This window comes from Marilutibacter aestuarii (assembly GCF_006546775.1).
In the GTDB taxonomy this organism is placed as follows: domain Bacteria; phylum Pseudomonadota; class Gammaproteobacteria; order Xanthomonadales; family Xanthomonadaceae; genus Marilutibacter; species Marilutibacter aestuarii.
Window position 1 is genome coordinate 1 of record NZ_VICE01000133.1, and the last position, 23,983, is coordinate 23,983.

At 69.4% G+C, this 23,983-nt stretch carries 17 protein-coding genes and 2 tRNA genes; 3 read left to right on the forward strand and 16 right to left on the reverse strand.

The window, feature by feature from the left end; translation table 11 throughout:
- Window positions 1-5,662, reverse strand: a 5,662-nt coding sequence (locus FKV25_RS13765) for a hybrid non-ribosomal peptide synthetase/type I polyketide synthase (RefSeq protein WP_141519370.1), incomplete at its 3' end; no start/stop codon positions are given.
- A gap of 152 nt (window positions 5,663-5,814) precedes the next feature.
- Between FKV25_RS13765 and FKV25_RS13770 the strand changes: the two genes are divergently transcribed.
- Entirely contained in the window at window positions 5,815-6,321 is a 507-nt protein-coding gene (locus tag FKV25_RS13770; RefSeq protein WP_141519371.1) for a J domain-containing protein, read from the forward strand.
- 36 nt (window positions 6,322-6,357) lie between these two features.
- Here FKV25_RS13770 and FKV25_RS13775 read toward each other — a convergent pair whose 3' ends face one another.
- From FKV25_RS13775 to FKV25_RS13825, 11 genes are all read right to left on the reverse strand, one after another.
- Window positions 6,358-7,752 (reverse strand): TIGR03013 family XrtA/PEP-CTERM system glycosyltransferase, encoded by a 1,395-nt coding sequence (locus FKV25_RS13775; RefSeq protein ID WP_141519372.1) that lies wholly within the window; start codon window positions 7,750-7,752, stop codon window positions 6,358-6,360.
- A gap of 242 nt (window positions 7,753-7,994) precedes the next feature.
- Window positions 7,995-8,768, reverse strand: a complete 774-nt coding sequence (locus tag FKV25_RS13780) for a 4'-phosphopantetheinyl transferase family protein (protein WP_170218648.1) — start codon at window positions 8,766-8,768, stop codon at window positions 7,995-7,997.
- A 212-nt stretch (window positions 8,769-8,980) separates the two neighbouring features.
- Window positions 8,981-9,057, reverse strand: a tRNA-Arg gene (locus FKV25_RS13785).
- Window positions 9,058-9,300: 243 nt separating this feature from the next.
- Window positions 9,301-9,393: transfer RNA gene (locus FKV25_RS13790), tRNA-Ser, on the reverse strand.
- Window positions 9,394-9,460: 67 nt separating this feature from the next.
- A complete protein-coding gene (gene csrA, locus FKV25_RS13795; protein WP_141519374.1) occupies window positions 9,461-9,661 on the reverse strand; it encodes a carbon storage regulator CsrA in 201 nt (66 codons plus the stop codon).
- Between the two features lie 144 nt (window positions 9,662-9,805).
- Window positions 9,806-12,454, reverse strand: coding sequence for an alanine--tRNA ligase (gene alaS / locus FKV25_RS13800; RefSeq protein ID WP_141519375.1), 2,649 nt, complete (start codon window positions 12,452-12,454; stop codon window positions 9,806-9,808).
- 197 nt (window positions 12,455-12,651) lie between these two features.
- Window positions 12,652-13,236, reverse strand: a complete 585-nt coding sequence (locus FKV25_RS13805; protein WP_141519376.1) for a regulatory protein RecX — start codon at window positions 13,234-13,236, stop codon at window positions 12,652-12,654.
- A 68-nt stretch (window positions 13,237-13,304) separates the two neighbouring features.
- Window positions 13,305-14,336, reverse strand: coding sequence for a recombinase RecA (gene recA / locus FKV25_RS13810; RefSeq protein WP_141519377.1), 1,032 nt, complete (start codon window positions 14,334-14,336; stop codon window positions 13,305-13,307).
- Between the two features lie 211 nt (window positions 14,337-14,547).
- On the reverse strand, window positions 14,548-15,219 hold the full coding sequence (gene lexA, locus FKV25_RS13815) for a transcriptional repressor LexA (protein WP_141519378.1): 672 nt from the start codon (window positions 15,217-15,219) through the stop codon (window positions 14,548-14,550).
- A gap of 45 nt (window positions 15,220-15,264) precedes the next feature.
- The gene (locus FKV25_RS13820) at window positions 15,265-15,765 is read right to left on the reverse strand and encodes a CinA family protein (RefSeq protein ID WP_141519379.1); all 501 of its coding nucleotides are present in this window, start codon (window positions 15,763-15,765) and stop codon (window positions 15,265-15,267) included.
- 65 nt (window positions 15,766-15,830) lie between these two features.
- Window positions 15,831-18,455, reverse strand: a complete 2,625-nt coding sequence (locus FKV25_RS13825) for a TonB-dependent receptor (protein ID WP_246072098.1) — start codon at window positions 18,453-18,455, stop codon at window positions 15,831-15,833.
- Between the two features lie 446 nt (window positions 18,456-18,901).
- Between FKV25_RS13825 and FKV25_RS13830 the strand changes: the two genes are divergently transcribed.
- Together FKV25_RS13830 and FKV25_RS13835 are read left to right on the forward strand one after the other, a co-directional pair.
- On the forward strand, window positions 18,902-20,380 hold the full coding sequence (locus tag FKV25_RS13830; protein WP_141519380.1) for a SulP family inorganic anion transporter: 1,479 nt from the start codon (window positions 18,902-18,904) through the stop codon (window positions 20,378-20,380).
- An 11-nt stretch (window positions 20,381-20,391) separates the two neighbouring features.
- Window positions 20,392-21,255 (forward strand): universal stress protein, encoded by an 864-nt coding sequence (locus tag FKV25_RS13835; protein WP_141519381.1) that lies wholly within the window; start codon window positions 20,392-20,394, stop codon window positions 21,253-21,255.
- 4 nt (window positions 21,256-21,259) lie between these two features.
- Here the strand turns inward: FKV25_RS13835 and arsH are convergent, their stop codons facing one another.
- Genes arsH through FKV25_RS13855 form a run of 4 tightly spaced genes read right to left on the reverse strand, consistent with a single transcriptional unit; the run spans window position 21,260 to window position 23,893 of the window.
- Window positions 21,260-21,967, reverse strand: coding sequence for an arsenical resistance protein ArsH (gene arsH, locus FKV25_RS13840; RefSeq protein WP_141519437.1), 708 nt, complete (start codon window positions 21,965-21,967; stop codon window positions 21,260-21,262).
- A gap of 35 nt (window positions 21,968-22,002) precedes the next feature.
- Complete coding sequence (gene arsB, locus FKV25_RS13845; RefSeq protein ID WP_141519382.1) at window positions 22,003-23,103, reverse strand: ACR3 family arsenite efflux transporter; 1,101 nt, start codon at window positions 23,101-23,103, stop codon at window positions 22,003-22,005.
- The gene (gene arsC, locus FKV25_RS13850; protein ID WP_141519438.1) at window positions 23,100-23,531 is read right to left on the reverse strand and encodes an arsenate reductase (glutaredoxin); all 432 of its coding nucleotides are present in this window, start codon (window positions 23,529-23,531) and stop codon (window positions 23,100-23,102) included. The genes arsB and arsC overlap by 4 nt, the downstream gene beginning before the upstream one ends.
- Window positions 23,532-23,563: 32 nt before the next feature.
- Window positions 23,564-23,893, reverse strand: coding sequence for an ArsR/SmtB family transcription factor (locus FKV25_RS13855; RefSeq protein ID WP_141519383.1), 330 nt, complete (start codon window positions 23,891-23,893; stop codon window positions 23,564-23,566).
- Window positions 23,894-23,983 lie beyond the last annotated feature (90 nt).

Here is a 23,983-nt window from a genome sequence, read left to right on the forward strand (position 1 = left end):
CCGTGGGCGTTGGCGCCACCTCGGCCGGGGCTTCGGCTTCGGCCGGCAGCCGCCCATCCAGGTAGTCGGCGAGCGAAGCGAGGGTCGAGGTATCGCTCATCAGCTGGCGGAAGGTCACCGGCGTTCCGAAGGATTTCTGCAGTTGCAGGGCGACCTGGGTGAGGATCAGGCTGTCGAGACCGAGCTCGATGAAATTGGCTTCGGGCTCGGCATCGTCCATGTCGATGCCGGACACGTCTTCGATGGCCTCGCGCAACTGCCCCACCAGTCGGGCACGGCGGTCCTGGTGGTGGGCGGGCGACGGCATGGGCGAAGCGGCTTCGTTCGCCGGGACGAGGTGCGGCATGGGGTTCTCCTGGGTGGCCACGGCGGCCGGATGCGGGACCACGGTGCGGGTCGCGGAAGGGGCGTCGAGCCAGTAGCGCTGGCCTTCGAAGGGGTAGCTGGGCAGTCGCACGCGGCGCCGGTACTCGCGCGCGTCCAGTTGCCCCGGCTGCGTGTCGACCCCCGCCGACCAGAGCGCGCCGAGCGCGCGTCGCAACGCGACCGACTCGTCGACGCTGCCGTCGGAGAGGCTGGACACCAGCGGTACGTGCTGGCGTGAAACCTGCGGGTGCATGCGCGCGAGGCTGGCGAGGTTGGTCCGCGGGCCGACTTCGAGCAGGGCGATCGACGGCGACTCGAGCGCGGTGAGGAGTGCGCGCGAGAAGCGGACCGGCTCGCGCAGGTGCGAGGCCCAGTAGTCGGCCGACGCCGCCTGCGCCTGGTCCAGCCAGGTGCCAGTCGTCGTCGACACGATCGGGCAGCGTGGCGCATGGCGCGCCACCGCGTCCACGGCGGCGCGGAAAGGCGCTATCGCGGGCGCCATCATCGCCGAGTGGAAGGCATGCGAGGTATGCAGCAGGCGGCAACCGATTCCGTCGCTTTCGAGCCCTGCCTGGAACTCGGCCAGTCGATCCAGCGGTCCGGCGACCACGCACGCGTTGGGTGCGTTCTCCGCGGCCAGGGACACGCCGTCGGGCAGGCGCGAGGCAAGCGTCGCTTCGTCGATGCGCACCGACAACATGCCGCCGGGGGGTTGCGCCTGCATCAGCGCGCCGCGCCGGGCGACCAGGCGGATGGCGTCTTCCAGCGAGAAGATGCCGGCCAGGGTCGCCGCCACGAACTCGCCCACGCTGTGGCCGATCATGGCCACCGGCTCGACGCCCCGGGCCTGCCACCAACGCGCCAGCGCGTACTCGATGGCGAAGGTGGCCGGCTGCATCACCGAGGTCGGCAGCAGGGCCTGCGGGTCGTCGCTTGCCAGGCGTTCGTGCAGGTCGAAGCCGAAATCACCACCCAGGGCATCGGCGCAGGCGTCCAGCGCTTCACGGAAGGCCGGCTCGCGCTCGCGCAGTGCGCATCCCATGCGGGCGTAGGTCGCGCCCTGGCCCGGGAACATGAAGACCACCTGCGAGGCGCGCGCCGGTCGGCTTCGCGATGCCATCGCAGCGGTATCCCTTTCGCGCAATGCGCGCACGGCGTCGGCCGTGTCGCTGGCCACCAGCGCGAGCCGGTGCGCGAAGGCCTTGCGTCCAACGGCCAGTGTCCAGGCGACGTCGTCGAGATTGAGCGAGGGGTGCTGGTCCAGGTGCGCGGCGAGGCGTTCGACCGACGCTCCCAGCGCCGCCGGCGTGCGCGCCGACAGCACCAGCAGCTTGGGATCGGTCGACTGCGCCGTTGCCTCCCGCAGGGGCGCTTCCTCCAGCACCACGTGAGCGTTGGTGCCGCCCACGCCGAACGAACTGATGCCGGCGCGACGCGCGTCGCCGCCACGCGGCCATGGCGTGCGCTCGGCGTTCACCACGAACGGCGAAGCGTCCAGTTCGAGCGCCGGGTTGGGCGTGTTGAAGTGCAGGGTCGCCGGAAGCGTCTCGTGCTCGAGCGACAGCGCGGTCTTGATCACGCCCGTCGCGCCCGCCGCGATCAGCAGGTGGCCGACGTTGCTCTTCACCGAACCGATGCGGCAGAAGCCACGCGCGTCGGTCCCGCGTCGGAATGCACGCGTCAGGCCTTCGATCTCGATCGGATCGCCCAGGGGCGTGGCGGTGCCGTGCGCTTCGACGTAGCCGATGCTGCGCGCCGGTACGCCGGCGTCGGCATGCGCCATGGCGACCACCGCCGACTGCGCCTCGCTGCTGGGGGCGGTGAAGCTTGCCTTGTCGCCACCGTCGTTGTTGATCCCCACGCCGCGGATCACCGCGTGGATCGGATCGCCGTCGGCCAGTGCCGCCGACAGGCGCTTGAGCAGCACCACCGCGGCACCGTCGCAGAACACCGTGCCTTGCGCGTCCACGTCGAAGGTCCGCGTGTGCCCGTCGGGCGAGAGCATCGCGCCTTCCTGGTAACGGTAGCCGCTGTTCGGCGGACAGGTGACCGACGCACCGCCGGCCAGCGCCATGTCGCAGCGCCCGGCGCGCAGGCTGTCCACGGCCTGGGCAATGGCGACCAGCGACGTCGAGCAGGCGGTGTGGATGCTGATCGCCGGACCCGTGAGGTCGAGCTTGTGCGCGACCCGCGTGGCAATGTAGTCCTTCTCGTTGTCGAGCATCACCTGGAACGCGCCCAGGCGCTCGATGCGCTCGGGATGGGCCGAAACGTGTTTCTGGAAGTAGCTGGCGTTGTACATGCCGGCGAACACGCCCACCGGTCCGGCGGTCGCGCCGGGCACGTGGCCTGCGCGCTCCATGCAGGCCCAGCACAGCTCGAGGAAGATCCGCTGCTGCGGGTCCATCAGCTCGGCCTCGCGGGGACTGATGCCGAAGAACGCGGCGTCGAACAGTTCGACGCCGTCGATCACGCCCCGCGCGGCGACGTAGGAAGGATCCTGCCGTTCTGCAAGGTCGATCGAAGGATCGAGCTCGTCGGCGCTGAAGAAGCGGATCGAGTCGCGCCCCTCGCACAGGTTCTCCCAGAACGCCTCCACGTCGTCCGCACCCGGGAACCGGCCCGCCATCGCGATGATGGCGATGGGCTCTGAGGCCTCGCTCCTGCGCTCGCCCGTGGCGAAGCGCGAGGGCGCGGCATGGGTGTCGCCGGCATCGGCCAGCGCGCGCGCCAGCCCGGCCGGCGTGGGCAGTCGGAACAGGCTCGTCACGCCGACCTCGCCGAGGCCTTCGCGACGGATCGCCTGCAGCAGGTGCAGGGCCAGCAACGAAGTGCCGCCGAGGTCGAAGAAGTTGTCGTCGCGACCGATCCGCTCCAGGTCCAGCACCTCGGCGAACAGCCGGCACAGCGCGGCTTCCGGCGCGTCGCGCGCGGGCACGAATGCACCGGCCCAGTCCGGGCGCCCGCGGCCCGGCGCGGGCAAGCGGGCGCGGTCGAGCTTGCCGTTGGGCGACAGCGGCATGGCATCCATCGCCACGTAGGCCACCGGCACCATGTAGTCGGGCAGGCAGGCCAGCAGGTGCGCGCGCAGGCGATCCACGCGCACGGGCGCGCCGGGCTCGAGCGCGGTGAAATACGCCACCAGGCGCTTCATCCCGGGCGTGTCCTCGCGGACCACCACGCCGGCTTCGCGCACGCCCGGGCAGGCCATGACCTGCGCCTCGACTTCGCCCAGCTCGATGCGGAAGCCGCGGATCTTGACCTGGAAGTCGCGACGCCCCAGGAACTCGAGCGTGCCGTCGGCCTGCCATCGCGCGAGGTCGCCGGTGCGGTACATGCGCGCGTCCGCGCGGTCGACGAAGGGATCGGGCAGGAAGCGCTCGGCGGTCAGGTCGTCGCGTCCCAGGTAGCCCCGGGCGACCACCGGTCCGGCGAGGTACAGTTCGCCGGCCACGCCCTCGGGCACGGGCTGGCCGTTCGCGTCGAGCAGGTAACAGCGGGCATTGTCGATCGGCGCCCCGATCGAGGGCAGGCGCGGCCAGCGCGACGGCTCACCGTCCAGCGTGAGCGCCGTCACCACATGCGTCTCGGTCGGCCCGTAGTGGTTGTGCAGGCGGCACGCCGGCACGGCCTCGAAGAACGCGCGGATGCGCGGCTCGATGCGCAACTGCTCGCCGGCGGTGACCACTTCGCGCAGCTCGCATGCAGGGGTCGCCGATCCATCGCCCGCGCTGGCATTGGCATGGCCTTCGGCCAGCATCTGCAGGGCGAAGTACGGCAGGAAGATCCGCTCGATCCGGTGTTCGGCGATGAACGCGTACAAGCGGTCGCCGCTCAGGCGGGTGTCGCCATCGACCAGGTGGAGTTCGCCGCCGCTGCCCAGGGTGCTGAACATCTCCTGGAAGGCGACATCGAAGCCCAGCGCGGCGAACTGCAGCGTGCGCAACGGACGGTCGTGCCCAGGCTGGCGGTTCTGCCACAGGACCAGGTTCACCAGCGGCGCATGCGGCATCGCCACGCCCTTGGGCTTGCCGGTCGAACCGGAGGTGTAGAGCACGTAGGCCAGGTGCCCGGGGCCCACGCCGGTGTCGCTGGTTGCCAGGTCGGTCTCGGGCAGTCCGTCCCAGGACGTTGCATCGGCTTCCAGGTCGAGGACCGGGGCGTCACCTGCCGGGGCCTCGCCCAGGGCCGCCCAACCGTCGCCGAGCGACGCCTGGGTGACGACCGCGACCGGTGCGCTGTCGGCCAGGGTGTGGCGAAGCCGCTCGGCCGGATAGGCCGGGTCGAGCGGTACGTAGGCCGCGCCCGCCTTCAGGGTGGCGAGCACGGCGACCACCAGTTCGAGCTGGCGGTCAAGGTAGATCGCGACGCGCGCGTCCGGGCCGGCGCCCAGCGCTTGCAAGTGGCGGGCCAGGCGATTGGCACGGCGGTTGAGCGCGTCATAGTCGAGGCGACGCGCACCATCCACCACGGCGGTCGCCGCCGGCGTGCGGCGTGCCTGGGCCTCGAAGAGCTGGTGCACGCAGGTCCCGGGCGGCAGGTCCGCTTCGTGGACGCCCTTGCCCATCAGGGCGGGCAGGTCTTCCTCGGACACGAGCGGCAACTGGTCGAAGGGCGCGGCAGGCGCGCCGACGACGAGTCCGATCCAGCGCGACAGCCAGGCGGCAAGCTTCCCCACCATCGGCGTCTCCGCCGGCGATGCCTGCACGACCAGATCCAACTCGAGCGCGTCGTCGGATACCGTCGCCTGCAACACCAGCTCGCAGGACGCCAGGGGCGCGGGCACCGACGATGCGGCGCCGGACGCGCCCGCGATCTCGACGAAGCCCACCTGGAAGCCACTGCCGACGGCTTGCGCGTCCAAGCCCAACAGGGCCTCCCATCGTGCGCGCGGCATGCCGGCCTGCGCGCGGCCCTCGGCGCGCGCAGCGTGCACTCCTGCCGCGCGATCGCCTGCGCTCGCGCCCGGGGGGCATTCGACCGCGACCGGCGTCAGGCGCGACCAGGCATCGTCGCCCTCGCAGAGGTCCGGGCCCAGGGTGGCCGCCCAGACCGTGCCGACGCCGCCGATGCGGGCGAGCAGGCTCGTCCAGGCGAGCAGGACGATGTCGCCGGGGCTCGTGCCGTGGCGCTCGGCCAAAGCGAAGATCGAACGGCTGCATGCGCGATCAAGGGCCACGTGCTGGCGCTGCGGCCGGCGCGTATCGTCGCCCTGGGCGAAAGGCAAGTCGATCCGCAGCGACGCACCCGAAAGCCGCCCCTGCCAATAGTCTTCCTGGTTCTGGAACGGATCCACCCGGCCTACTCCGTCTCGACGTTCGAAAACATCCTGTCCACGGCTAGGGAATACGCATGACGGCCTCGATCTCGGCCATTTTCCGTGCTTGATCCAGAGGGCCCGCGATTGGCCCCGCGACGCGCCCGGGCGCGTGCCTCCCAGGGGACGACATGGATTCGGATTTCAACCAGCTCTACGCGCAGCTCGGCCTGCGGCCCGGCTGCACGCTCGACGAGTTCAAGCAGGCGTACCGCCGCAGGGTCGCCGAGCTGCATCCGGACCGCCATCCCGGCGCGACCACGCGTGCCGCCGAGGCAGCCGCGCTCTCGCTGTCCGAGCTGACGTCGCTGTACGCGACGGCGACGCGATTCCACCGCGCCCATGGCCGGCTCCCGGGCGCGGCACCCTCCTCCCGCCTGGTCGAGCTGCCACAGCGCCGGCATGCATCCATCGGCGAAAACGAGAACACGCTGCCGTCGCGGCTGGACACGGATGGCGACCCTCGCCGCCAGACACGTCTCGCGGCCCTGGTGGTCGTGGTGATCGTGGTCCTGATCGTCGTGCTGGAAGCCAGCACGCCCGATGGTCGCCCCACGACGGCACCCGATCGCGCCGGCGCCGCGCCGCCCCCGTCCCCGTCGCCGACCGACCCGGCGAGCGGACTGCCCGCTCCTTGACGGCACGGCCGGCATCTCGCCGGCCGCGCGAGCACTTCATCGGGAGCCGCGCTGGAAGATCACCACCTCGACCGTCTGCAGCAGGATCATCAGGTCGAACACGAGGCCGTGGTTCTTGACGTAGAACAGGTCGAACTTGAGCTTTTCCTCGGCATCCTTGACCGAGGCGCCATACGGGTAGCGCAACTGTGCCCATCCGGTCAGGCCCGGCTTCACGCTGTGGCGCACGGAGTAGTAACGCAGCTCCTGGTCCAGCATGTCGACGAACTGCGGCCGTTCCGGACGCGGCCCGACGAAGCTCATCTGGCCCTTGATGATGTTGAACAGCTGCGGGAGCTCGTCCAGCCGGGTCAGGCGGATGAAGCGCCCCACGCGCGTGGTGCGGTCGTCGCCGGTACTGGCCCAGCGCGCGACGCCGTCGGCCTCCGCGTCGGTCCTCATGCTGCGGAACTTGACCAGGTCGAAATGCTTGCCGCCCTCGCCCACCCGTGTCTGCCGGTAGAAGATCGGGCCCCCGGACTCGAACCAGATGCACAGGGCCACCACCAGCATCGCCGGCCATGCGAGCAGCAGGAGCACCAGCGCCGCAGCGAGATCGAAGAAGCGCTTGCTGAGGCGGCGCGGCGTGGAATGATCGAAGCCGCCCGAGAACACCAGCCAGGACGGGTCCGCCACCTGCATCTTGACGATGCCGGCCTCGCGCTCGAAGAACGTCGACAGGTGGGTCACGGTGACGCCGCTTTGCGCGCAGGCGAGCATCTGCTCCATCGGCATCGCGCCGCGGCGCTCGTCGGCCGCGACGACGATCTCGTGCACCTGGAGGCGATCGACCAGCTCCATCAGCGTGCCGCCGCCGGCGTCGAGCAATCCGTCGCCGACCACGACCTGCTGGCCATCCAGGGGCAGGAAGCCCACCACGACGAAGGATTGCCTGTCGTTCTGTCGGCGCATCCGCTGGTTGATCAGGTCGGCACGCTCGCCGGCGCCCAACACCAACACGCGGCGCTTGAGCGCGTCGCTCTTGAGCACGCGGAACAGGCCCACGCGCACGAGCAGCAACGCCCCGAAACCCAATGCGAGGGTCATCGCCAGCACGCCCCGCCCGATGTAGATCGCGGGCAACAGGTAGTACGCGACAAGCAGGGCGATGCCGCCGAACGCGAAGGACAGGATCAACCTCAGGATCAAGTCCACCCACTTGTGGCGGACATGCACCTGGTAAAGGCCGAACGCGGCCATCGCACCGGTCACGGCCATCGCCACCATGAATGCGCGCAGCCACAACCACTCGGCGAACTCCTGGTGGCCGGCCGGATCGTCATGGAAGCGCAGCCAGGCCGCGGCGGGCACCGCGATCATCACCAGCGCCAGTTCGACGATCCAGAGGGTCAGCAGGGTCCTGCTCTTCCGGCTCCGCATGGACGCACTCATGCCGGGACTCCCGGGACCGCCGGAATCCCGCACCGCGGCACCCCGGCGACACTCGCCCTGCGCGCGGCATCGCGCCGGCGCTCCCCAACGCCATCGCCCCGCGTGGAGGCGCCCCCGAGCTGCTTGAACATCCCTGCTGCCTCTGAATGCCACTAACCTGCATTCAAGAACGGCAAGGTGCCGCCGAACCGGCCTCCATCCCCGCCTGGCGTGCACGCCGCGGACGCCAGGCGCCCCGGGCACTACGCGCGCGGCGTGGCCGCGGGCGCGAGCCAGGCAAAGGTGACCGGCGCCCCCGGCGCCATCGAGGCGAGCGCCGCGACATGCGCCGGCCCCGCCTCGAGCATGCGGATGCGGATATCCCGGCCATCACCGGGCAGCGGCAACCAGGCATCCGGAGGCGCTTCGATGGCGGTCATCTCGATCGACATGCCCTGGCCCGTGGCCTTGAGGAGGGCCTCCTTGCGCACCCACAGTTCAAGCAGGCCCGGTCCGCGGTCGGCAGTCTCCCCCGGCAGCCGGCGACGCTCGGCTGGCGTGCACATCGACGCCACCAGGTCCGGCAGCATCGAAGCCCTGGCGCGTGCCTCCAGGTCGATTCCCACCGGCCCGTCGAGGCTCAAGGCCAGGGCCACCGCGCCGTCGGCGTGGCTCAGGCTGGTGTGCCAGGGCGTGCCGGGCAGTCGCGGACAGCCCATCGCGTCGCGCACGAGGGGCACCCCCGAGGGCGGGAGACCCATCGCGCAGGCCACCGCCATGCGATGGAATGCGTAGGCCAGGGCATGCATCTCGCGATCGCGGGGACGGCGCTGGCGGTCGACGCGCTCGCGCTCGACGTCAGTGATCAACGCCCTCGCAGCTGCCAGGCGATCGATCCAGGCGTTGCAGTGGACGAGCACCGCGAAGGTCGTCGGCCAGCCGGACGTGCCCGGGAGCGCCGCCCGCAGGCAGGCCGAGAAATCGGCGAACAAGGCATCGACGGATGCCGGACTCGCTTGCGGGTCCTGGAACGACATCGGCGGCGGCACTCCATCCTGTCCCGGCGATTCCGGTCGGGGGTGCAGCATGCGGCAACCCGGCGGCGCGCGCCAATGCGCATGCAATGGCCGGCAGCCCGGAACACACATGCGCGTCGCGGGCATCGGTAAAGGCGAGCGCCAAGGATGCATCCACGGCCAAAAACAAAAGGGCCAACGGCATGCGCCGTCGGCCCTTTTGTTCTTGATAATGGCGCGCCCGGAAGGATTCGAACCTCCGACCCCCAAGTTCGTAGCCTGGTGCTCTATCCAGCTGAGCTACGGGCGCGTAGTCGGAAAATTATGACGACGATGAGGCTTTCCGTCAACCATTTTCCTGTACGTTTTCCGGTCTTTCTTCGACGCCGAAGCAGTCGCTTGCACGACTGCCCGGGCTGTCATCGAACGTCGCCCCTTTGCATGCACGCGTGCCGGATGCGGACATCCAGCTTGGCGATTGCAGACCGGGTAGCAGGGCTGCGCGGCATTCAAACCGGGCGCAGGACTGCTGGAGGCAACATCGATATGGAACTGGCGGAGAGTGAGGGATTCGAACCCTCGATAGAGCTATAAACCCTATACTCCCTTAGCAGGGGAGCCCCTTCAGCCACTCGGGCAACTCTCCGCGACACCAACAAAAGCGATGCGGGCGGGAATCATAACGGCTCACCCCACGCGCGGCAAACTTTTTATCAGTCGACCGGCTTGCCAGCGTCTTCGGCGGCGCCTTCGCCGCGCTGGATGCGCTGGTAGATCTCTTCACGGTGAACCGCTACGTCCTTCGGCGCAGTAATGCCGATACGTACCTGGTTGCCCTTGACGCCGAGCACGGTGACGGTCACCGAGTCGCCGATCATCAGGGTTTCACCGACGCGACGCGTCAGGATTAGCATTGAAAACTCTCCTCATGCCGGCCGCTTCGGGTGCCGACGGTTGCACCACGTCCATCAAGGTACACGGTGCGCAGGTTGAAAAACAATTGGCAATTATCCTATTGAGAAGTCCGGGCCACAAGCGTATGGAGCCCATCCGGACCTTCAGCTCAGTTGCCGTTCAACCCAGCCGGACACGCCAGCCAGGGCCGAAACCAGATCCGGGCCATCCTCGCCCCCACCCTGGGCCATGTCAGGACGCCCACCCCCCTTGCCGTTGATCTGACCGGCCACGTGGCCCATCAGTTCCCCGGCCTTGATCCTGCCCGCCGCCTTGCCACTGACGCCAGCCACCAGCGCGGCCTTGCCCCCGGCGGTGCCGGCCAGCACGACGACGGCGTCGCCCAGCTGCTGCTTGAGGCGGTCCACGGCCTCGCGCAAGGCTTTGCTGTCGAAGCCCTCCAGGCGCTCGGCGAGGACGCGGACATCCCCCACCTGCACGGCCCGGCCCGCGATGTCGGAGGTGGCGCCGGCAGCGGCTTCTGCCTTCAGCGCGTCGAGCTCGCGCTCGAGCTTCTTCTGGCGCTCGAGCAGCGCACGCAGCTTGTCGGCTACCTCCGCGGGCGTCGCACCGAGCAGGCGCGCGGCCTCCCCGAGCCGACGTTCCTCGGCGGCCACATGGGCGAGCGCGCCTTCGCCGGTCACGGCCTCGATGCGCCTGACACCGGCAGACACGCCCCCCTCGGAGAGGATCTTGAACAGGCCGATGTCGCCGGTCCTGCCGACATGGGTGCCGCCACACAACTCGGTGGAGGCGTCGCCCATCCGCAGCACGCGGACGCGATCGCCATACTTCTCGCCGAACAGGGCCAGCGCCCCGAACTCCAATGCCTCGTCCATGCCCATGTGGTGCACCTCGGCGGCATGGTTGCCGCGGATCTCGGCATTCACCCGCGCTTCGATTTCCGCCAGCTCGCTTGCCGATACCGGCTGGAAATGCGCGAAGTCGAAACGCAGGCGGTCGGGAGCGACCAGCGAACCCTTCTGGGTGACATGCTCGCCCAGCACCGAGCGCAGCGCCGCATGCAACAGGTGGGTGGCGGAATGGTTGAGCACGATGGCCGCGCGACGGGCATCGTCGATGCGCGCGCGCAGGCGCTGGCCGCGCTTGATCGCGCCGGCGGCGAGCGCGCCGACATGGCCATGGAACTGGCCGGCGATCTTGAGGGTGTCGCGGACATCGAAGCGCAGGCCATCGGCTTCGAGTTCGCCGGCGTCACCCATCTGGCCGCCGCTCTCGGCGTAGAACGGCGTGCGATCGAGGATCAGGACGCCCTCTTCGCCCGCCTCGAGTGCCTCGACCGGGCCGCCGTCGCGCAGGATCGCCAACACCTCGACGTCGTCCGCCTCCGTGGCCTCGTAGCCCAGGAATACCGTGGGTGCCAACTGGGCCGCCAGTTCGGCCGGCAGGGTCGTGCCGCCACCGAACTTGCCCGATGCGCGCGCGGTCTCGCGCTGGCGCTCCATCGCGGCCTGGAAGCCGGCCATGTCGACTTCGAGCCCGCGCTCGCGCGCGATGTCGGCGGTCAGGTCGACCGGGAAGCCGTAAGTGTCGTACAGGCGGAAGGCATCCTCGCCGGGGATGGTGCCCGCGGCACGCGCGGCGACCTCGTCGAAGATACGCATGCCCGAATCCAGCGTTTCGGCGAAACGCTCTTCCTCCGCCTTCAGCGCACGCTCGACGAACTCGCGCTTGGCGGCGAGTTCGGGATACGCATCGCCCATCACCTCGATCAGCGGCGCGAGCATGCGATGGAAGAAGGGCTGCTTCTGGCCCAGCATCCAGCCATGGCGCAGGGCGCGGCGGATGATCCGGCGCAGCACGTAGCCGCGGCCCTCGTTGCTGGGCAGCACGCCGTCGATGACCAGGAAGCTGCAGGCGCGGATGTGGTCGGCGATGACGCGCAAGGACTTGTTGCCAAGGTCTTCAGTGCCGGTCAGCGCGGCCGCCTGGGCGATCAGGTAGCGGAACAGGTCGATCTCGTAATTGCCATGCACGCCCTGGAGGATCGCCGCGATGCGCTCCAGGCCCATGCCGGTATCGACGCAGGGCGCCGGCAGCGGCAGCAGGTTGCCGTCGGGCTGGCGGTCGAACTGCATGAACACCAGGTTCCAGATCTCGATGAAGCGGTCGCCATCTTCGTCGGGCGACCCCGGGGGCCCGCCGGGGATGTGGGGGCCGTGGTCGTAGAAGATCTCGGTGCAGGGGCCGCATGGGCCGGTGTCGGCCATCTGCCAGAAGTTGTCCGAGGCGAACGGCGCGCCCTTGTTGTCCCCAATGCGGACGATGCGATCGGCGGGGACGCCGATACGCGTGTTCCAGATATCGAAGGCCTCGTCGTCGGTCTGGTAGACGGTGACCAGCAGGCGCTCGGGGTCCAGCTTCCACACCCGGGTCAGCAGCTCCCACGCCCACTCGATGGCCTCGACCTTGAAGTAGTCGCCGAAGGACCAGTTGCCCAGCATCTCGAAGAAGGTGTGGTGGCGGGCGGTGTAGCCGACCTGGTCGAGGTCGTTGTGCTTGCCGCCCGCGCGCAGGCAGCGCTGCACGTCGGCCGCGCGGACATAGCCCGGCTTCTCGCTGCCCAGGAAGACGTTCTTGAACTGCACCATCCCCGAATTGGTGAAGAGCAGCGTCGGATCGTTGGCCGGCACCAGCGGCGCGGAGGGCACGATGGTGTGTGCCTTGCCCCGGAAGAACTCGAGGAAGTCGCTGCGGATCTGCTGGGTGCTGAGGGGGGTCGCTGTGCTCATGCCTGGCGCTGGATCGGAGGGCTGGGCCGGGCCGCCATGACCCGTCGTGCCCCGAAGCATGCGGGCAGCGATCCGGGCAGGCAACCAAACGGAAGCCCGATAGGGTATCAGCCTTGGCTCCGGCCTGCCTGATCAGGGGCCCAACACGGGCAAGGCCCCGCCGGAGGCCGGGTCCAGGGGTCCCGTCCGGGATGCACTCAGTCGAATTCGTCCAACGGCAAGCGACTGACCGCCCTCACGACGTCGCCCGGAAATCCCCTGCGCATCAGCAGGTCGGCGATCCTGCGCTGGGCCTGCAAGCCCGGTTCCAGCCCGCGATGGCCGAGGCGCCGCCTTGCGAGGTCGCGTGCCAGCTCGATCCAGTCCCCCTCGAAGGTCGCCATCGCGGTGTCCACGGCCGCGTCGTCCAACCCATGCGTGGCCAGCTCCGCGCGAATCCGCACCGGACCGTACCCGCCCTCCGACCGGGTCCGCACCAGGCCCTCGGCGAAGCGGGCGTCGTCCTGCCAGCCCTCGCCCGCCAGGCGCTCGACGGCCGCATCCACGGCCCCGGGCTCCAGCCCACGCGACACAAGCTTGGCGGTCAGCTCCTTGCGCGAATGCTCCCGGCGCGACAACAGGGCAAGCGCCCGCTGCAGGGGCGTCTGCTCCGGACGGCCACGACGGCGATCGCGCCCTTGCCCGTCGGGGCCTTCCAGCCCCGCCCCACTTCCCTCACCGGCGACAGCAGGATCGCCAGGAAGCGGGAACAAGCTGTCCTCAGGGCCTGGCGCGCTGCTCATGCGAGGCTCCGGCTGACCCGCCCGCCTGGACAGGCCCGGCCGCTTCGATCACGAACGTTCCCTTAGGATCAATCCTCATCGGACTCGTCTTCGACCTTGTCGGCCTCCTCGGGCACGAACTGGGCGCGCAGCGCCGCTTCCAGCCGCTCGGCCACCGCGGGGTTCTCCTTGAGGTAGTTGCGGGCGTTCTCCTTGCCCTGGCCGATCCGCTCGTCGCCGTAGCTGTACCAGGCGCCGGCCTTGTCCACCAGCTTGGCGGTCACGCCCATGTCGATCAGTTCGCCTTCGCGCGAAATGCCCTCGCCGTAGAGGATTTCGGTGATGACCTGCTTGAACGGCGGCGCCATCTTGTTCTTGACGACCTTGATGCGGGTCTGGTTGCCGATGATCTCGTCGCCCTTCTTGACCGCGCCGATGCGGCGGATGTCCAGGCGGACCGAGGCATAGAACTTCAGCGCGTTGCCGCCGGTGGTGGTCTCCGGGCTCTGGCCCGGCATCATGATGCCGATCTTCATGCGCAGCTGGTTGATGAAGATCACCAGGCAGTTGCTGCGCTTGATGTTGCCGGTCAGCTTGCGCAGGGCCTGGCTCATCAGCCGTGCCTGCAGGCCGGGCAGCTGGTCACCCATCTCGCCTTCGATCTCGGCCCGCGGCGTCAGCGCCGCGACGGAGTCGATCACGACCATGTCGACCGCGCTGGAGCGCACCAGCATGTCGGCGATCTCCAGGGCCTGCTCGCCCGTATCGGGCTGCGAGAGCAGCAGTTCCTCGACGTTGACGCCCAGCTTGGCGGCGTAGATGGGGTCGAGCGCGTGCTCGGCATCGATGAACGCCGCGGTGCCGCCCTTTTTCTGGCATTCGGCAATGGCCTGCAGGGTCAGGGTGGTCTTGCCGGAGGACTCGGGGCCGTAGATCTCGACCACGCGCCCCTTGGGCAGGCCGCCGATCCCCAGGGCGATGTCGAGCATCAGCGAGCCGGTACCGATGACCTCCGCGGCCTCGACGACGCGGTCGCCCATCCGCATGACCGAGCCCTTGCCGAACTGCTTTTCGATCTGGCCCAGTGCCGCGGAAAGCGCGCGCTTCTTGTTCTCGTCCATCGTGAGGTCCTCTAGGTCGCTGAAGTGGGTATGGGGTGACTGTACGGAAGGCAGGTCGCAGGAGCTGAGATCGCCGCCAGGAGGCAGGATGCCGCGGTCACGGGCGACTGGCAGTCGGGGACCGGCGCGTCGGCGCGTCGGGTACGTCCCTGGCCGGGTGTAGGAAAAAACCGAATGCCGCGGGCCACGACGCTGGCAGGCGTTGCGTGGATCAACGGCTCGGCCTCACGAGGCCGCAGTAGAGGCCCTCGATGGCGAACTCCTGGCCCGGCTGGACCTCGATCGGCGCGAAGTCGGGGTTGCGCGGCAGCAGGCGGATGCGTTCACGGCCCAGCTTCAGGAGCTTCACGGTGATCTCGTCGTCGATGCGGGCCACCACGATCTGCCCGGAGCGGGCATCCCGGGTGCGGTGCACGCCGATCAGGTCGCCGTCGAAGATCCCCTCGTCGCGCATGGAGTCGCCCTTGACGCGGAGCAGGTAGTCCGGCGACGGCGAGAAGAAGTTGCGGTCCAGCAGGACCATCTGGTCCGATCCGATGTCGGCGCCGATCGGCACGCCCGCCGCGACCTGGCCGAGGACCGGCAGGTGCAGGGCATCGTCGTTCAGTGGCACGCGCGACGCGGCATTGGCCTGCGCCTCGTCCGCCAGGGCGTCCTCGTCCAGGCCGTCGGGCTGGACCCGCAGGCGCAGGCCCCTCGCCCGCCCGGGGATACGCTCGATGATGCCCGCCTGTTCCAGGGCCTCGATGTGATATTGCGCGGCACGCACGCTGCTGAAGCCCATCGCCCGAGCGATCTCGGTCTGCGAGGGCGGCATGCCCTCGGTCTGGATGCGCTCGGCGATCAGGTGCCAGATCGCGTGCTGGGTGTCGGTGATGTCCATGTTAGTAGCAATACTACTAACATGCGTTCTGCGCCGTCAAGCGGCTCAGGTCATCAGCTCGATCAGCCCGTGCAGGGCCGCCGCGACCGTCTGGCGGCGGACCATTTCGCGGTCGCCGTCGAAGTGGAAGACCACCGCGGTCGGATAGCCGCCACGCCGTTTCCAGGCGATCCAGACCGTCCCCACGGGCTTGTCGTCGGTACCGCCCCCCGGCCCCGCGATGCCGGTGACGGCGACGGCCGCGGACGCGCCCGATTGCACCAGTGCACCGGAGACCATTTCCATCACCGTCTCGCGACTCACCGCGCCATGCTCCTCGAGCGTGTGCGGCTGGACGCCGAGCAGGGCCTGCTTGGCTTCGTAGCTGTAGGCCGTGATCCCGCACTCGAACCAGTCCGAGGAACCGGCGATGTCGGTCAGTGCCTTGGCGATCCAGCCGCCGGTGCAGCTCTCCGCCGTGGTCAGGCGGTGGTGCTGGTCGATGGCGGTGCGGGCGACCTGCTCGGCGAGCGCGCGCAGGGCGATATCGGAGATGTCGGCGTTCATGGCTGGACACTATAACGGCCGCCGCGCGCGCCCGGTGAAGCGGGAACGCGCGGCGACGGCGGTGGTCAGTAGTGCACCCGCAGGGTCACGCCGTAGGTCGCCGGCGCACCCGGGAAGCCGTTGTAGGAATTGAGCGGATCGCCGGGCGCCGGCGAGCCCGGGGCCTGCAGCGGAGCGTCGAACGCGACCTGCGTGTAGTACTCGTCGAAGATGTTCTGGCCCCAGAGCTCCACCATCCACCGGCGGTCCCGCGAGCCGATCCCCAGCCGCGCATTGAAGACCGCATAGGCCTCCTGCGCCTTCTCCGCGTCGAGGTCGGAGCCGGTGTTGAAATCGGACATGTACTTGCCGCCCAGGTTGAAGCGCCCCATCAGCGAGCCGCCGAAGTCCCACTCGTAGGTCACCGACGCCGAACCCGACCAGAGGGGCGCGAAGCTGGCGCGACTGCCGGGCAGCTTGTACAGCGAGCCGGGGAAGACGAAGTCCGCCGTGGGCGTCTCGTCGCCGTAGCGGGTGTCGGCGTAGGTCAGGCCGGCCTGCAGCATCAGGCCCTCGAGGGGCGTGTCCCACAGGAGCTCGGTGTCCACGCCCTTGGACACCACCTCCGGGATCGACCTCACCACGAAGCTCGTGCCCAGGAAGGAATTGAGCTGGAAGTCCTCGTAGGTCTGGTGGAACAGGGTGGCGTTGAGCAGCAGGTTGCCTTCCATCCAGGTGGTCTTGGCGCCCAGCTCGTAGCTGTCGACGAACTCGCCCGGGAAGGAGGTGTCGTCGACCGGGATGATGCCCGCGCCGCTGCTGGACTGGCCGTCGGCCGATTGCACGCGATCGAAGTTGAAGCCGCCCGCCTTGTAGCCGCGCGCGGCGGAGGCGTAGGTCATGACCTGGTCGTTCCAGCGGTAGGCCGCCTTCAGCGTGCCCGACCACTCCTTCTCTTCGCGCTCCTGGTGGGTCGCGCGACCGGCCTGCAGGGCATTGGCCCAGGGCAGGCACATGAAACCGACCACCTGCGGGGCGAGCTGGCCCAGCAATGCCGCCTGCTGCGCCGGGGTCAATGCGCCCAACGGTACGCCACGCGCGAGCAGGGCCTGCGCGACGCCGCCCGCCGGATTGGCCAGCGCCGCGGCACAGCCCGGGCTGCCGTTGGGATTGCTGTAACGCGAGTCAAGCTCTTTGTCCTCGCGTGTGTAGCGCAGGCCCAGGGTCAGGTCGAGCGCGTCCGTGGCGTGCCAGGTGTTGTTGGTGAACAGCGCGTAGCTCTTGGCATCCTGCTCGTACCGGTCCAGTGCGCCCAACCCGGCGAAGCCGGTGCCGTAGGGTTGCCCGGTGACCTGCGAGAAGAAGGTCGCGGGGTTGCTCATGTCGATCGGAAGGCCAGCGGCCGTGATGCCGGCGGCGACGCGCTGGAACACCAGGGTCGACACGTAGGGCTCGTAGGCGGCGCCCATCCGGTAGGAGTCGTTGCGCTTGAGGTCCTCGTCGGAATAGAAGCCGCCCACCATCCAGTCGAAGGAATCCGTCGAGCCCGTCAGCCGGAGTTCCTGGGTGAAGGTGTCGAACGCGATCAGCGACTCGTCCTCGTCCGCGTTGCGGTAGATGATGTCGGCGGTGCTGTAGTCGTAGTCCAGGCCGTTGATGGCATCCCAGTCGCGCTGGGCGGTGATCGAGGTCAGGGTGGCGCCGCCCAGCCAGGGGGTCTCCCAGTTGAGCTCCATCGACAGGCCCTTGTCCTTGATGTCCTGCTCGGTGCCGCGGTTGCCCCAGGCCTGGCGCGCCTCGGGGTCGGCGACCGGGCTGACGCCCTCGTCCGGTGCAAGCGCATCCACCAGCGGTGCGGTGCCGCCCCGGACCAGGGTCACCGCCGTGCAGCAGTTTTCCTCGCGACTGGTGAAATCGGCGATGAAGTTGATGTCCAGGGTGTCGGTCGGCTCGAGCAGCAACTGACCGCGCAGCGAGTGGAAATTCTGGTCGTAGTCCTCGTCCTCGCGCCGCGGGCCGTTGCCGGTGTGCACGTCCATCCAGCCGTCGCGTTTGCGCTTGGCCGCGTACACGCGCATGGCCGAGTTGTCGCCCAGCGCGCTGTTGAAGGTACCGGCCACGCCGAGCGCGCCGTAATTGCCGACCGTCAGCTCGCCGTCGACGTAGGTGTTGTAGTCCGGCCGGCGCGTGATCACGTTGATGACGCCGGCGGAGGTGTTCTTGCCGAAGACGGTGCCCTGCGGCCCCTTCAGCACCTCGATGCGCTCGATCTCGCCCAGGTCGCCGAAGCCCACCCCGTTGCGCGGACGGTAGACGCCGTCGATCACGACGCCGACCGAGGACTCCAGGCCGGGGTTGTCGCCCACCGTGCCGATGCCGCGGATGCGCGCCGTGGTCTGCGCCTCGCTCTGCGTGCTGGTGACGGTGAGGCCCGGGACCAGCACCTGCAGGTCCTTGACGTCGCGCACGCCGGTATCCTGGAGGAGCTGCTCGGGCAGCGCGGTGATCGAGATCGGCACGTCCTGCAGGACTTCCTCGCGCTTCTGCGCGGTGACCACCAGCCCGGCCAGGGTGGTCGCGGACTCGGATTCCTCTTCGCCGGCCTCCTGGGCCGTGGCGGGCATCGCGACACAGGCGGCCAGCGCCATCGCCACGGACAACGAAAGACGGTGGGTGGCCGGACCCCGGGTGTGTTTTTTGACAGCAGGCATGCGTTTTTCCCCGATTGCTGACATGCGTTGATCGATCGACGGCCCTTCGACATGCATGTCACAGGTACGCCACTGCGCGACGCCCGGCGACTTCCCGGTCCGGCGCGACGCGCGCCGGCGAAGTCCCTGGCGTCCGGTTCGCATGCGGCCGCCCAGAACCCCTGCCCCTGCGACCGCGAATGCGAATGCGAACACGGCCGACGGTACCACGCCGTGGAATGATCGCACGCGGCAGCGCAGCAGTGTCGTCGCGGACCCCGGTTCCTTCTTTTCGCGAGGTGATCGAGTCGACGCGAGCCGGTACCATGTCGCACTCCGCTTCCGTCGGCTCCCTGCCGTGGCGCGAGCCCGCGAAGAAGCTGCATGGGCCGTGCCCGATCCCCGCCCGCGGGGCTCCGGACTTCCAGAACCCGAACCGGCCGCGCCCGACGCGGCGAGACCCGACCATGTCCATGTCCCTGCGCCAGCAATGGTTCTCCAATGTCCGCGGCGACGTCCTTGCCGGGCTGGTCGTCGCCCTGGCCCTGATCCCCGAGGCGATTGCGTTCTCGATCATCGCCGGCGTCGACCCCAAGGTCGGCCTGTACGCCTCGTTCTGCATCGCGGTGGTCATCGCCTTCACCGGCGGCCGTCCGGGCATGATTTCCGCGGCGACCGGCGCGATGGCGCTGGTGATGGTCGACCTGGTCAAGGACCACGGCCTGCAGTACCTGTTGGCCGCCACCCTGCTGACCGGCGGTTTCCAGATCGTCGCCGGCCTGCTGCGCCTGGGCGGGCTGATGCGCTTCGTCTCGCGCTCGGTCGTCACCGGTTTCGTCAACGCCCTGGCGATCCTGATCTTCATGGCCCAGCTGCCCGAACTCATCGACGTACCCTGGCCGGTCTACGCGATGACCGCAGCGGGCCTGGCGATCATCTACCTGTTCCCGCGACTGACGCGCGCGATCCCGTCGCCGCTGGTCGCCATCGTGGTCCTGACCATCGTCGCGGTCACGCTGGGCCTGGACATCCGCACCGTCGGCGACATGGGCGAGCTGCCCGACAGCCTGCCGGTCTTCCTGCTGCCGGACGTGCCGCTGGACTGGGAGACGCTGCGGATCATCGCGCCCTACTCGGCCACGCTCGCGGTGGTAGGCCTGCTGGAGTCGCTGCTCACCGCTCAGATCGTCGACGACCTGACCGACACGCCGAGCGACCGCAATCGCGAATGCGCCGGACAGGGCGTGGCGAACATCGCCGCGGGGATGCTCGGCGGCATGGCCGGCTGCGCGATGATCGGCCAGTCCGTCATCAACGTGAAGTCGGGCGGACGCGGGCGCCTGTCGACCCTGGTCGCCGGCTCCGTCCTGCTGGTACTGGTGGTGTTCGCCGGCCCCTGGGTCAAACAGATCCCGATGGCGGCGCTCGTGGCGGTGATGATCATGGTCTCCATCGGCACGTTCAGCTGGACGTCGATCCTCAACCTGCGCACCCATCCGGGCACGTCGAGCGTGGTCATGCTGGCGACGGTGATCGTCACCGTCTTCACCCACGACCTGGCCAAGGGTGTGCTGACCGGCGTGCTGCTGTCGGGCATCTTCTTCGCCCGCAAGGTCGGCCGCGTGCTCCATGTGGGGTCGAATGCCAGCGGCGATGGCCGGGAGCGCACCTACGTGGTCACCGGGCAGGTGTTCTTCGCTTCCAGCGAACAGTTCGTCGCCGCGTTCGACTTCAAGGAGGCGCTCGACCGCGTGGTGATCGACGTCTCCGGCGCCCATTTCTGGGACCTCAGCGCGGTGGGCGCGCTGGACAAGGTGGTGATGAAGTTCCGGCGCGAGGGCGCCGACGTCGACGTGCGCGGCCTCAACACCGCCAGTCGCACCATCATCGATCGCCTGGGCGTGCACGACAAACCCGATGCCGAACGCCTGATGGGCGACCACTGAGGAGCGCAACGATGACGTCACTGATCAAGACCGACGGCCGGGTGGTGGCGGCCCTGGACGCATCGTCCTATACGTTCAGCGTCGCCGGGACCGCGGCCTGGGCCGCGTCGCGCCTAGGCGCCCCCCTGACCCTGCTCCACGCGATCGACCGCGCGAACAGCGGTTCGAGCGAGGACCTGAGCGGGAGCCTGGCGCTCGGCGACCGCGAAGTGCTGCTGGAGCAGTTGGCGAGCGTGGATGCCGAGCGCGCGAGGCTCGCGCAGGCCCGCGGGCGCGAGTTGCTCGACCTGGCGCGCGAGCGCCTCGCCGAGCAGGTGGACATGGAGGCCGAGTGCCGGCTGCGCCATGGCGCACTGGTCGACAACCTGCTCGACATCGAAGCAGACGTGCGCCTGTTCGTGGTCGGCAAGCGCGGCGAGCACGCGGACTTCGCCAAGGCCCACCTCGGCAGCAACCTGGAGCGCGTGGTGCGCGCGGTCCACCGCCCGGTGCTGGTGGCGGCGCGCGCGTTCAAGGCACCGCGCGGCTTCATGATCGCCTTCGACGGCAGTGCCACCACCGCCAAGTGCGTGGAGATGGTGGTCGCCAGCCCCCTGCTCGCCGGCATGCCCTGTCGCCTGCTGGCGGTCGGCGACGCCGAGCCCCGTGGGTTCCAGGCCGCCGCCGCGCGGCTACGCGAGGCCGGTTTCGAGGTGGAGGCGCAATGCCTGCCCGGCACCCCGGACACGGTGATCGCCGCCGAGGTCGAACGGCAGCGGATCGAGCTGCTGGTGATGGGCGCCTATGGCCACTCGCGCATCCGCCAGCTGATCGTCGGCAGCACCACCACCACGGTGCTCCGCCAGTGCAACATCCCGGTCCTGCTGCTGCGCTGAGCCCTCAGGACGACAGCGCCTGGCGCGCCAGGCGCGACGCTGCTTCGCGGCGCTCGGAATAGCGGTCGGTGAGGCGCCCGGCGTGCGGCCGCAGCAGCACGGTGAAACGGACCAGCTCCTCCATCACGTCGACGATGCGGTCGTAGTACGCCGAGGGCTTCATGCGGCCCTCGTCGTCGAACTCCTGCCAGGCCTTGGCCACGCTCGACTGGTTGGGGATGGTGAACATGCGCATCCAGCGCCCGAGCAGGCGCAGCGAATTGACGGCGTTGAACGACTGCGAGCCGCCCGACACCTGCATCACCGCCAGCGTCCGTCCCTGGGTCGGACGGATGCCGCCCATCGACAGCGGCAGGTGGTCGACCTGCGCCTTCATCACGCCGGTGAGCTGGCCGTGGCGCTCGGGCGAGCACCAGACCTGACCCTCCGACCACAGCGACAACGCGCGCAGTTCCCGCACCGCCGGATGGTCCTCGGCGCCGGCCTGGTCCGGAAGCGGCAGGTCGCGCGGGTCGAAGATGCGCGGTTCCGCGCCCATCAAGCGCAGCAGGCGCGCCGCCTCCTCAACGGCGAGGCGCGAGTAGGAACGCTCGCGCAGCGAACCGTAGAGGAGCAGGATCCGCGGCGGATGGCCGTCGATCCCGGCACGCAGCGCGTCAAGCTGCAGCTGCGACGGCTCCAGCGCCGGCAGCCGGTCGGGGTCCGGCAACATGCGTTCGCGCGGCCCCCGGACGTGCCCGGCCGGGCTCATGCGGCCGCCTCCCGCCGATCCGGCGTCAGGGCGGCACGCGCATCGTCGGGCAGCGTCCCGGGGAACCAGCGGCGCCCGATCCACAGCGCGACGTGGACCAGTGCGACCAGCACCGGCACCTCCACCAGCGGCCCGATGACCGTCGCGAACGCCACCTGCGAGGCGAGCCCGAAAGCGGCGATGGCCACCGCGATGGCCAGCTCGAAGTTGTTGCTGGCCGCGGTGAAGGCCAGGGCGGTGGTGCGTGGATAGTCGATCGCGACCAGGCGGCCCATCAGGTAGCTGACCACGAACATCACCACGAAGTAGATCGCCAGCGGGATCGCGATGCGCAGCGCGTCAAGTGGCAGCCGCACCACGTCGCCGCCCTTCAGGGTGAACATCGCCGCGATGGTCAACAACAAGGCGACGAGCGTCAGCGGCGCGATCCGCGGCAGGAAGACCTGCTCGTACCAGTCGTCGCCCTTCCGCCTGCGCAGCACGTAGCGGGTCAGCCAGCCGGCCAGGAACGGCAGGCCCAGGTAGGTGAGCACCGCGCGGGCGATGGTGGCGAACCCGACGTCGACCACGCTGCCCTGCAGGCCGAACAGGGGCGGCAGTACCGACAGGAAGAACCAGGCATAGACACTGAAGAACGCGATCTGGAAGATCGAGTTGAAGGCCACCAGGGCGGCCACGTACTGGTTGTCGCCACAGGCCAGCCGGTTCCAGACCAGCACCATCGCGATGCAGCGCGCCAGGCCGATCAGGATCAGGCCGGTCATGTACTCGGGACTGTCGTGCAGGAAGATCGCCGCCAGGGCGAACATCAGGATCGGACCGACCACCCAGTTCTGCAGCAGCGACAGGGCGAGCACCCGCCGGTCCTCGAATACCCGGTGCAGCGACTCATAGCGCACCCGGGCCAGGGGCGGATACATCATCAGCACCAGGCCGATCGCGATCGGCAGGTTGGTGCCGCCGATCGACATGCGGTCGAGTGCGAGGGGCAGGCCCTCGAACGCGAGCCCCAGTCCGATGCCCAGCGCCATCGCGGCGAAGATCCACACGGTGAGGTAGCGGTCCAGCCATGACAGCCGGCCAGCAGGCCGGCTCATCGCGTCGCTCCCACGCGGTGGCCCGCGGCATCGACCACGGCTTCGCCGTCTTCCTTCGCGAACGCCGCCCGTTGCGGTGACGGCAACAGGTCGAGCACGCGCTCGGAGGGTCGGCACAGGGCCACGCCGAGCGGCGAGACCACGATCGGCCGGTTGACCAGGATGGGATGGGCGACCATCGCATCGAGCAGGGCCGCGTCGTCCAGCGACGGGTCGTCCAGGCCGAGCTCAGCGTAGGGCGTTCCCTTCTCGCGCAGGAGCTCGCGCGCCCCAATGCCCATGCGGGCCAGCAGCGACTCGAGCATCGCGCGGGTGGGCGGCGACTTGAGGTACTCGACCACGTGCGGCTCGATGCCGGCATTGCGGATCATCGCCAGGGTGTTGCGCGAGGTGCCGCAATCGGGGTTGTGGTAGATCACCACGTCCACCGGATCCAGCCGGTCCAGCGTGTCGTTCGGGCTCATGCGCAGTCTCCGCCGCGACCGGCCGGCCCGCACGCCGCGGCGTCGCCTCCGCAGCAATTGTCGGTGAGGTAATCGACCAGCCCCTGCATGGCGGCGAAGTCGGCACGGTAAGTGATGCTCCGGCCCTGCGGGTCGGCATCGACCAGGCCGGCCTGGGCCAGGGTCTTGAGGTGGAACGACAGCGTCGTCGCGGCGATGCCGAGCGCCTCGCCCAGCTCGGCCGGGGTGGCCCCCGTCGGGCCGGCCTCGACCAGGTGGCGGAAGATCGCCAGTCGGGTCTTCTGGGCCAGTCCGGCAAGGGCGTCGAGCGCGGCGGTGTCATCCATTGTTCGATAATACTGGAACAATGGTTTTGAAGTCGAGAGGCCCCCGCGGCGGCTCCCGGGCGGGCTTGACCCAGCCGTTACAATCGATGG

What these genes read in the sequence shown, in the direction of transcription:
- FKV25_RS13770 (WP_141519371.1), top strand. Translation starts at nt 5,815, where the DNA reads ATGGATTCGGATTTCAACCAGCTCTACGCGCAGCTCGGCCTGCGGCCC.
- FKV25_RS13775 (WP_141519372.1), bottom strand. Translation starts at nt 7,752, where the DNA reads ATGAGTGCGTCCATGCGGAGCCGGAAGAGCAGGACCCTGCTGACCCTC.
- FKV25_RS13780 (WP_170218648.1), bottom strand. Translation starts at nt 8,768, where the DNA reads ATGTCGTTCCAGGACCCGCAAGCGAGTCCGGCATCCGTCGATGCCTTG.
- csrA (WP_141519374.1), bottom strand. Translation starts at nt 9,661, where the DNA reads ATGCTAATCCTGACGCGTCGCGTCGGTGAAACCCTGATGATCGGCGAC.
- alaS (WP_141519375.1), bottom strand. Translation starts at nt 12,454, where the DNA reads ATGAGCACAGCGACCCCCCTCAGCACCCAGCAGATCCGCAGCGACTTC.
- FKV25_RS13805 (WP_141519376.1), bottom strand. Translation starts at nt 13,236, where the DNA reads ATGAGCAGCGCGCCAGGCCCTGAGGACAGCTTGTTCCCGCTTCCTGGC.
- recA (WP_141519377.1), bottom strand. Translation starts at nt 14,336, where the DNA reads ATGGACGAGAACAAGAAGCGCGCGCTTTCCGCGGCACTGGGCCAGATC.
- lexA (WP_141519378.1), bottom strand. Translation starts at nt 15,219, where the DNA reads ATGGACATCACCGACACCCAGCACGCGATCTGGCACCTGATCGCCGAG.
- FKV25_RS13820 (WP_141519379.1), bottom strand. Translation starts at nt 15,765, where the DNA reads ATGAACGCCGACATCTCCGATATCGCCCTGCGCGCGCTCGCCGAGCAG.
- FKV25_RS13825 (WP_246072098.1), bottom strand. Translation starts at nt 18,455, where the DNA reads ATGCCTGCTGTCAAAAAACACACCCGGGGTCCGGCCACCCACCGTCTT.
- FKV25_RS13830 (WP_141519380.1), top strand. Translation starts at nt 18,902, where the DNA reads ATGTCCATGTCCCTGCGCCAGCAATGGTTCTCCAATGTCCGCGGCGAC.
- FKV25_RS13835 (WP_141519381.1), top strand. Translation starts at nt 20,392, where the DNA reads ATGACGTCACTGATCAAGACCGACGGCCGGGTGGTGGCGGCCCTGGAC.
- arsH (WP_141519437.1), bottom strand. Translation starts at nt 21,967, where the DNA reads ATGTTGCCGGACCCCGACCGGCTGCCGGCGCTGGAGCCGTCGCAGCTG.
- arsB (WP_141519382.1), bottom strand. Translation starts at nt 23,103, where the DNA reads ATGAGCCGGCCTGCTGGCCGGCTGTCATGGCTGGACCGCTACCTCACC.
- FKV25_RS13855 (WP_141519383.1), bottom strand. Translation starts at nt 23,893, where the DNA reads ATGGATGACACCGCCGCGCTCGACGCCCTTGCCGGACTGGCCCAGAAG.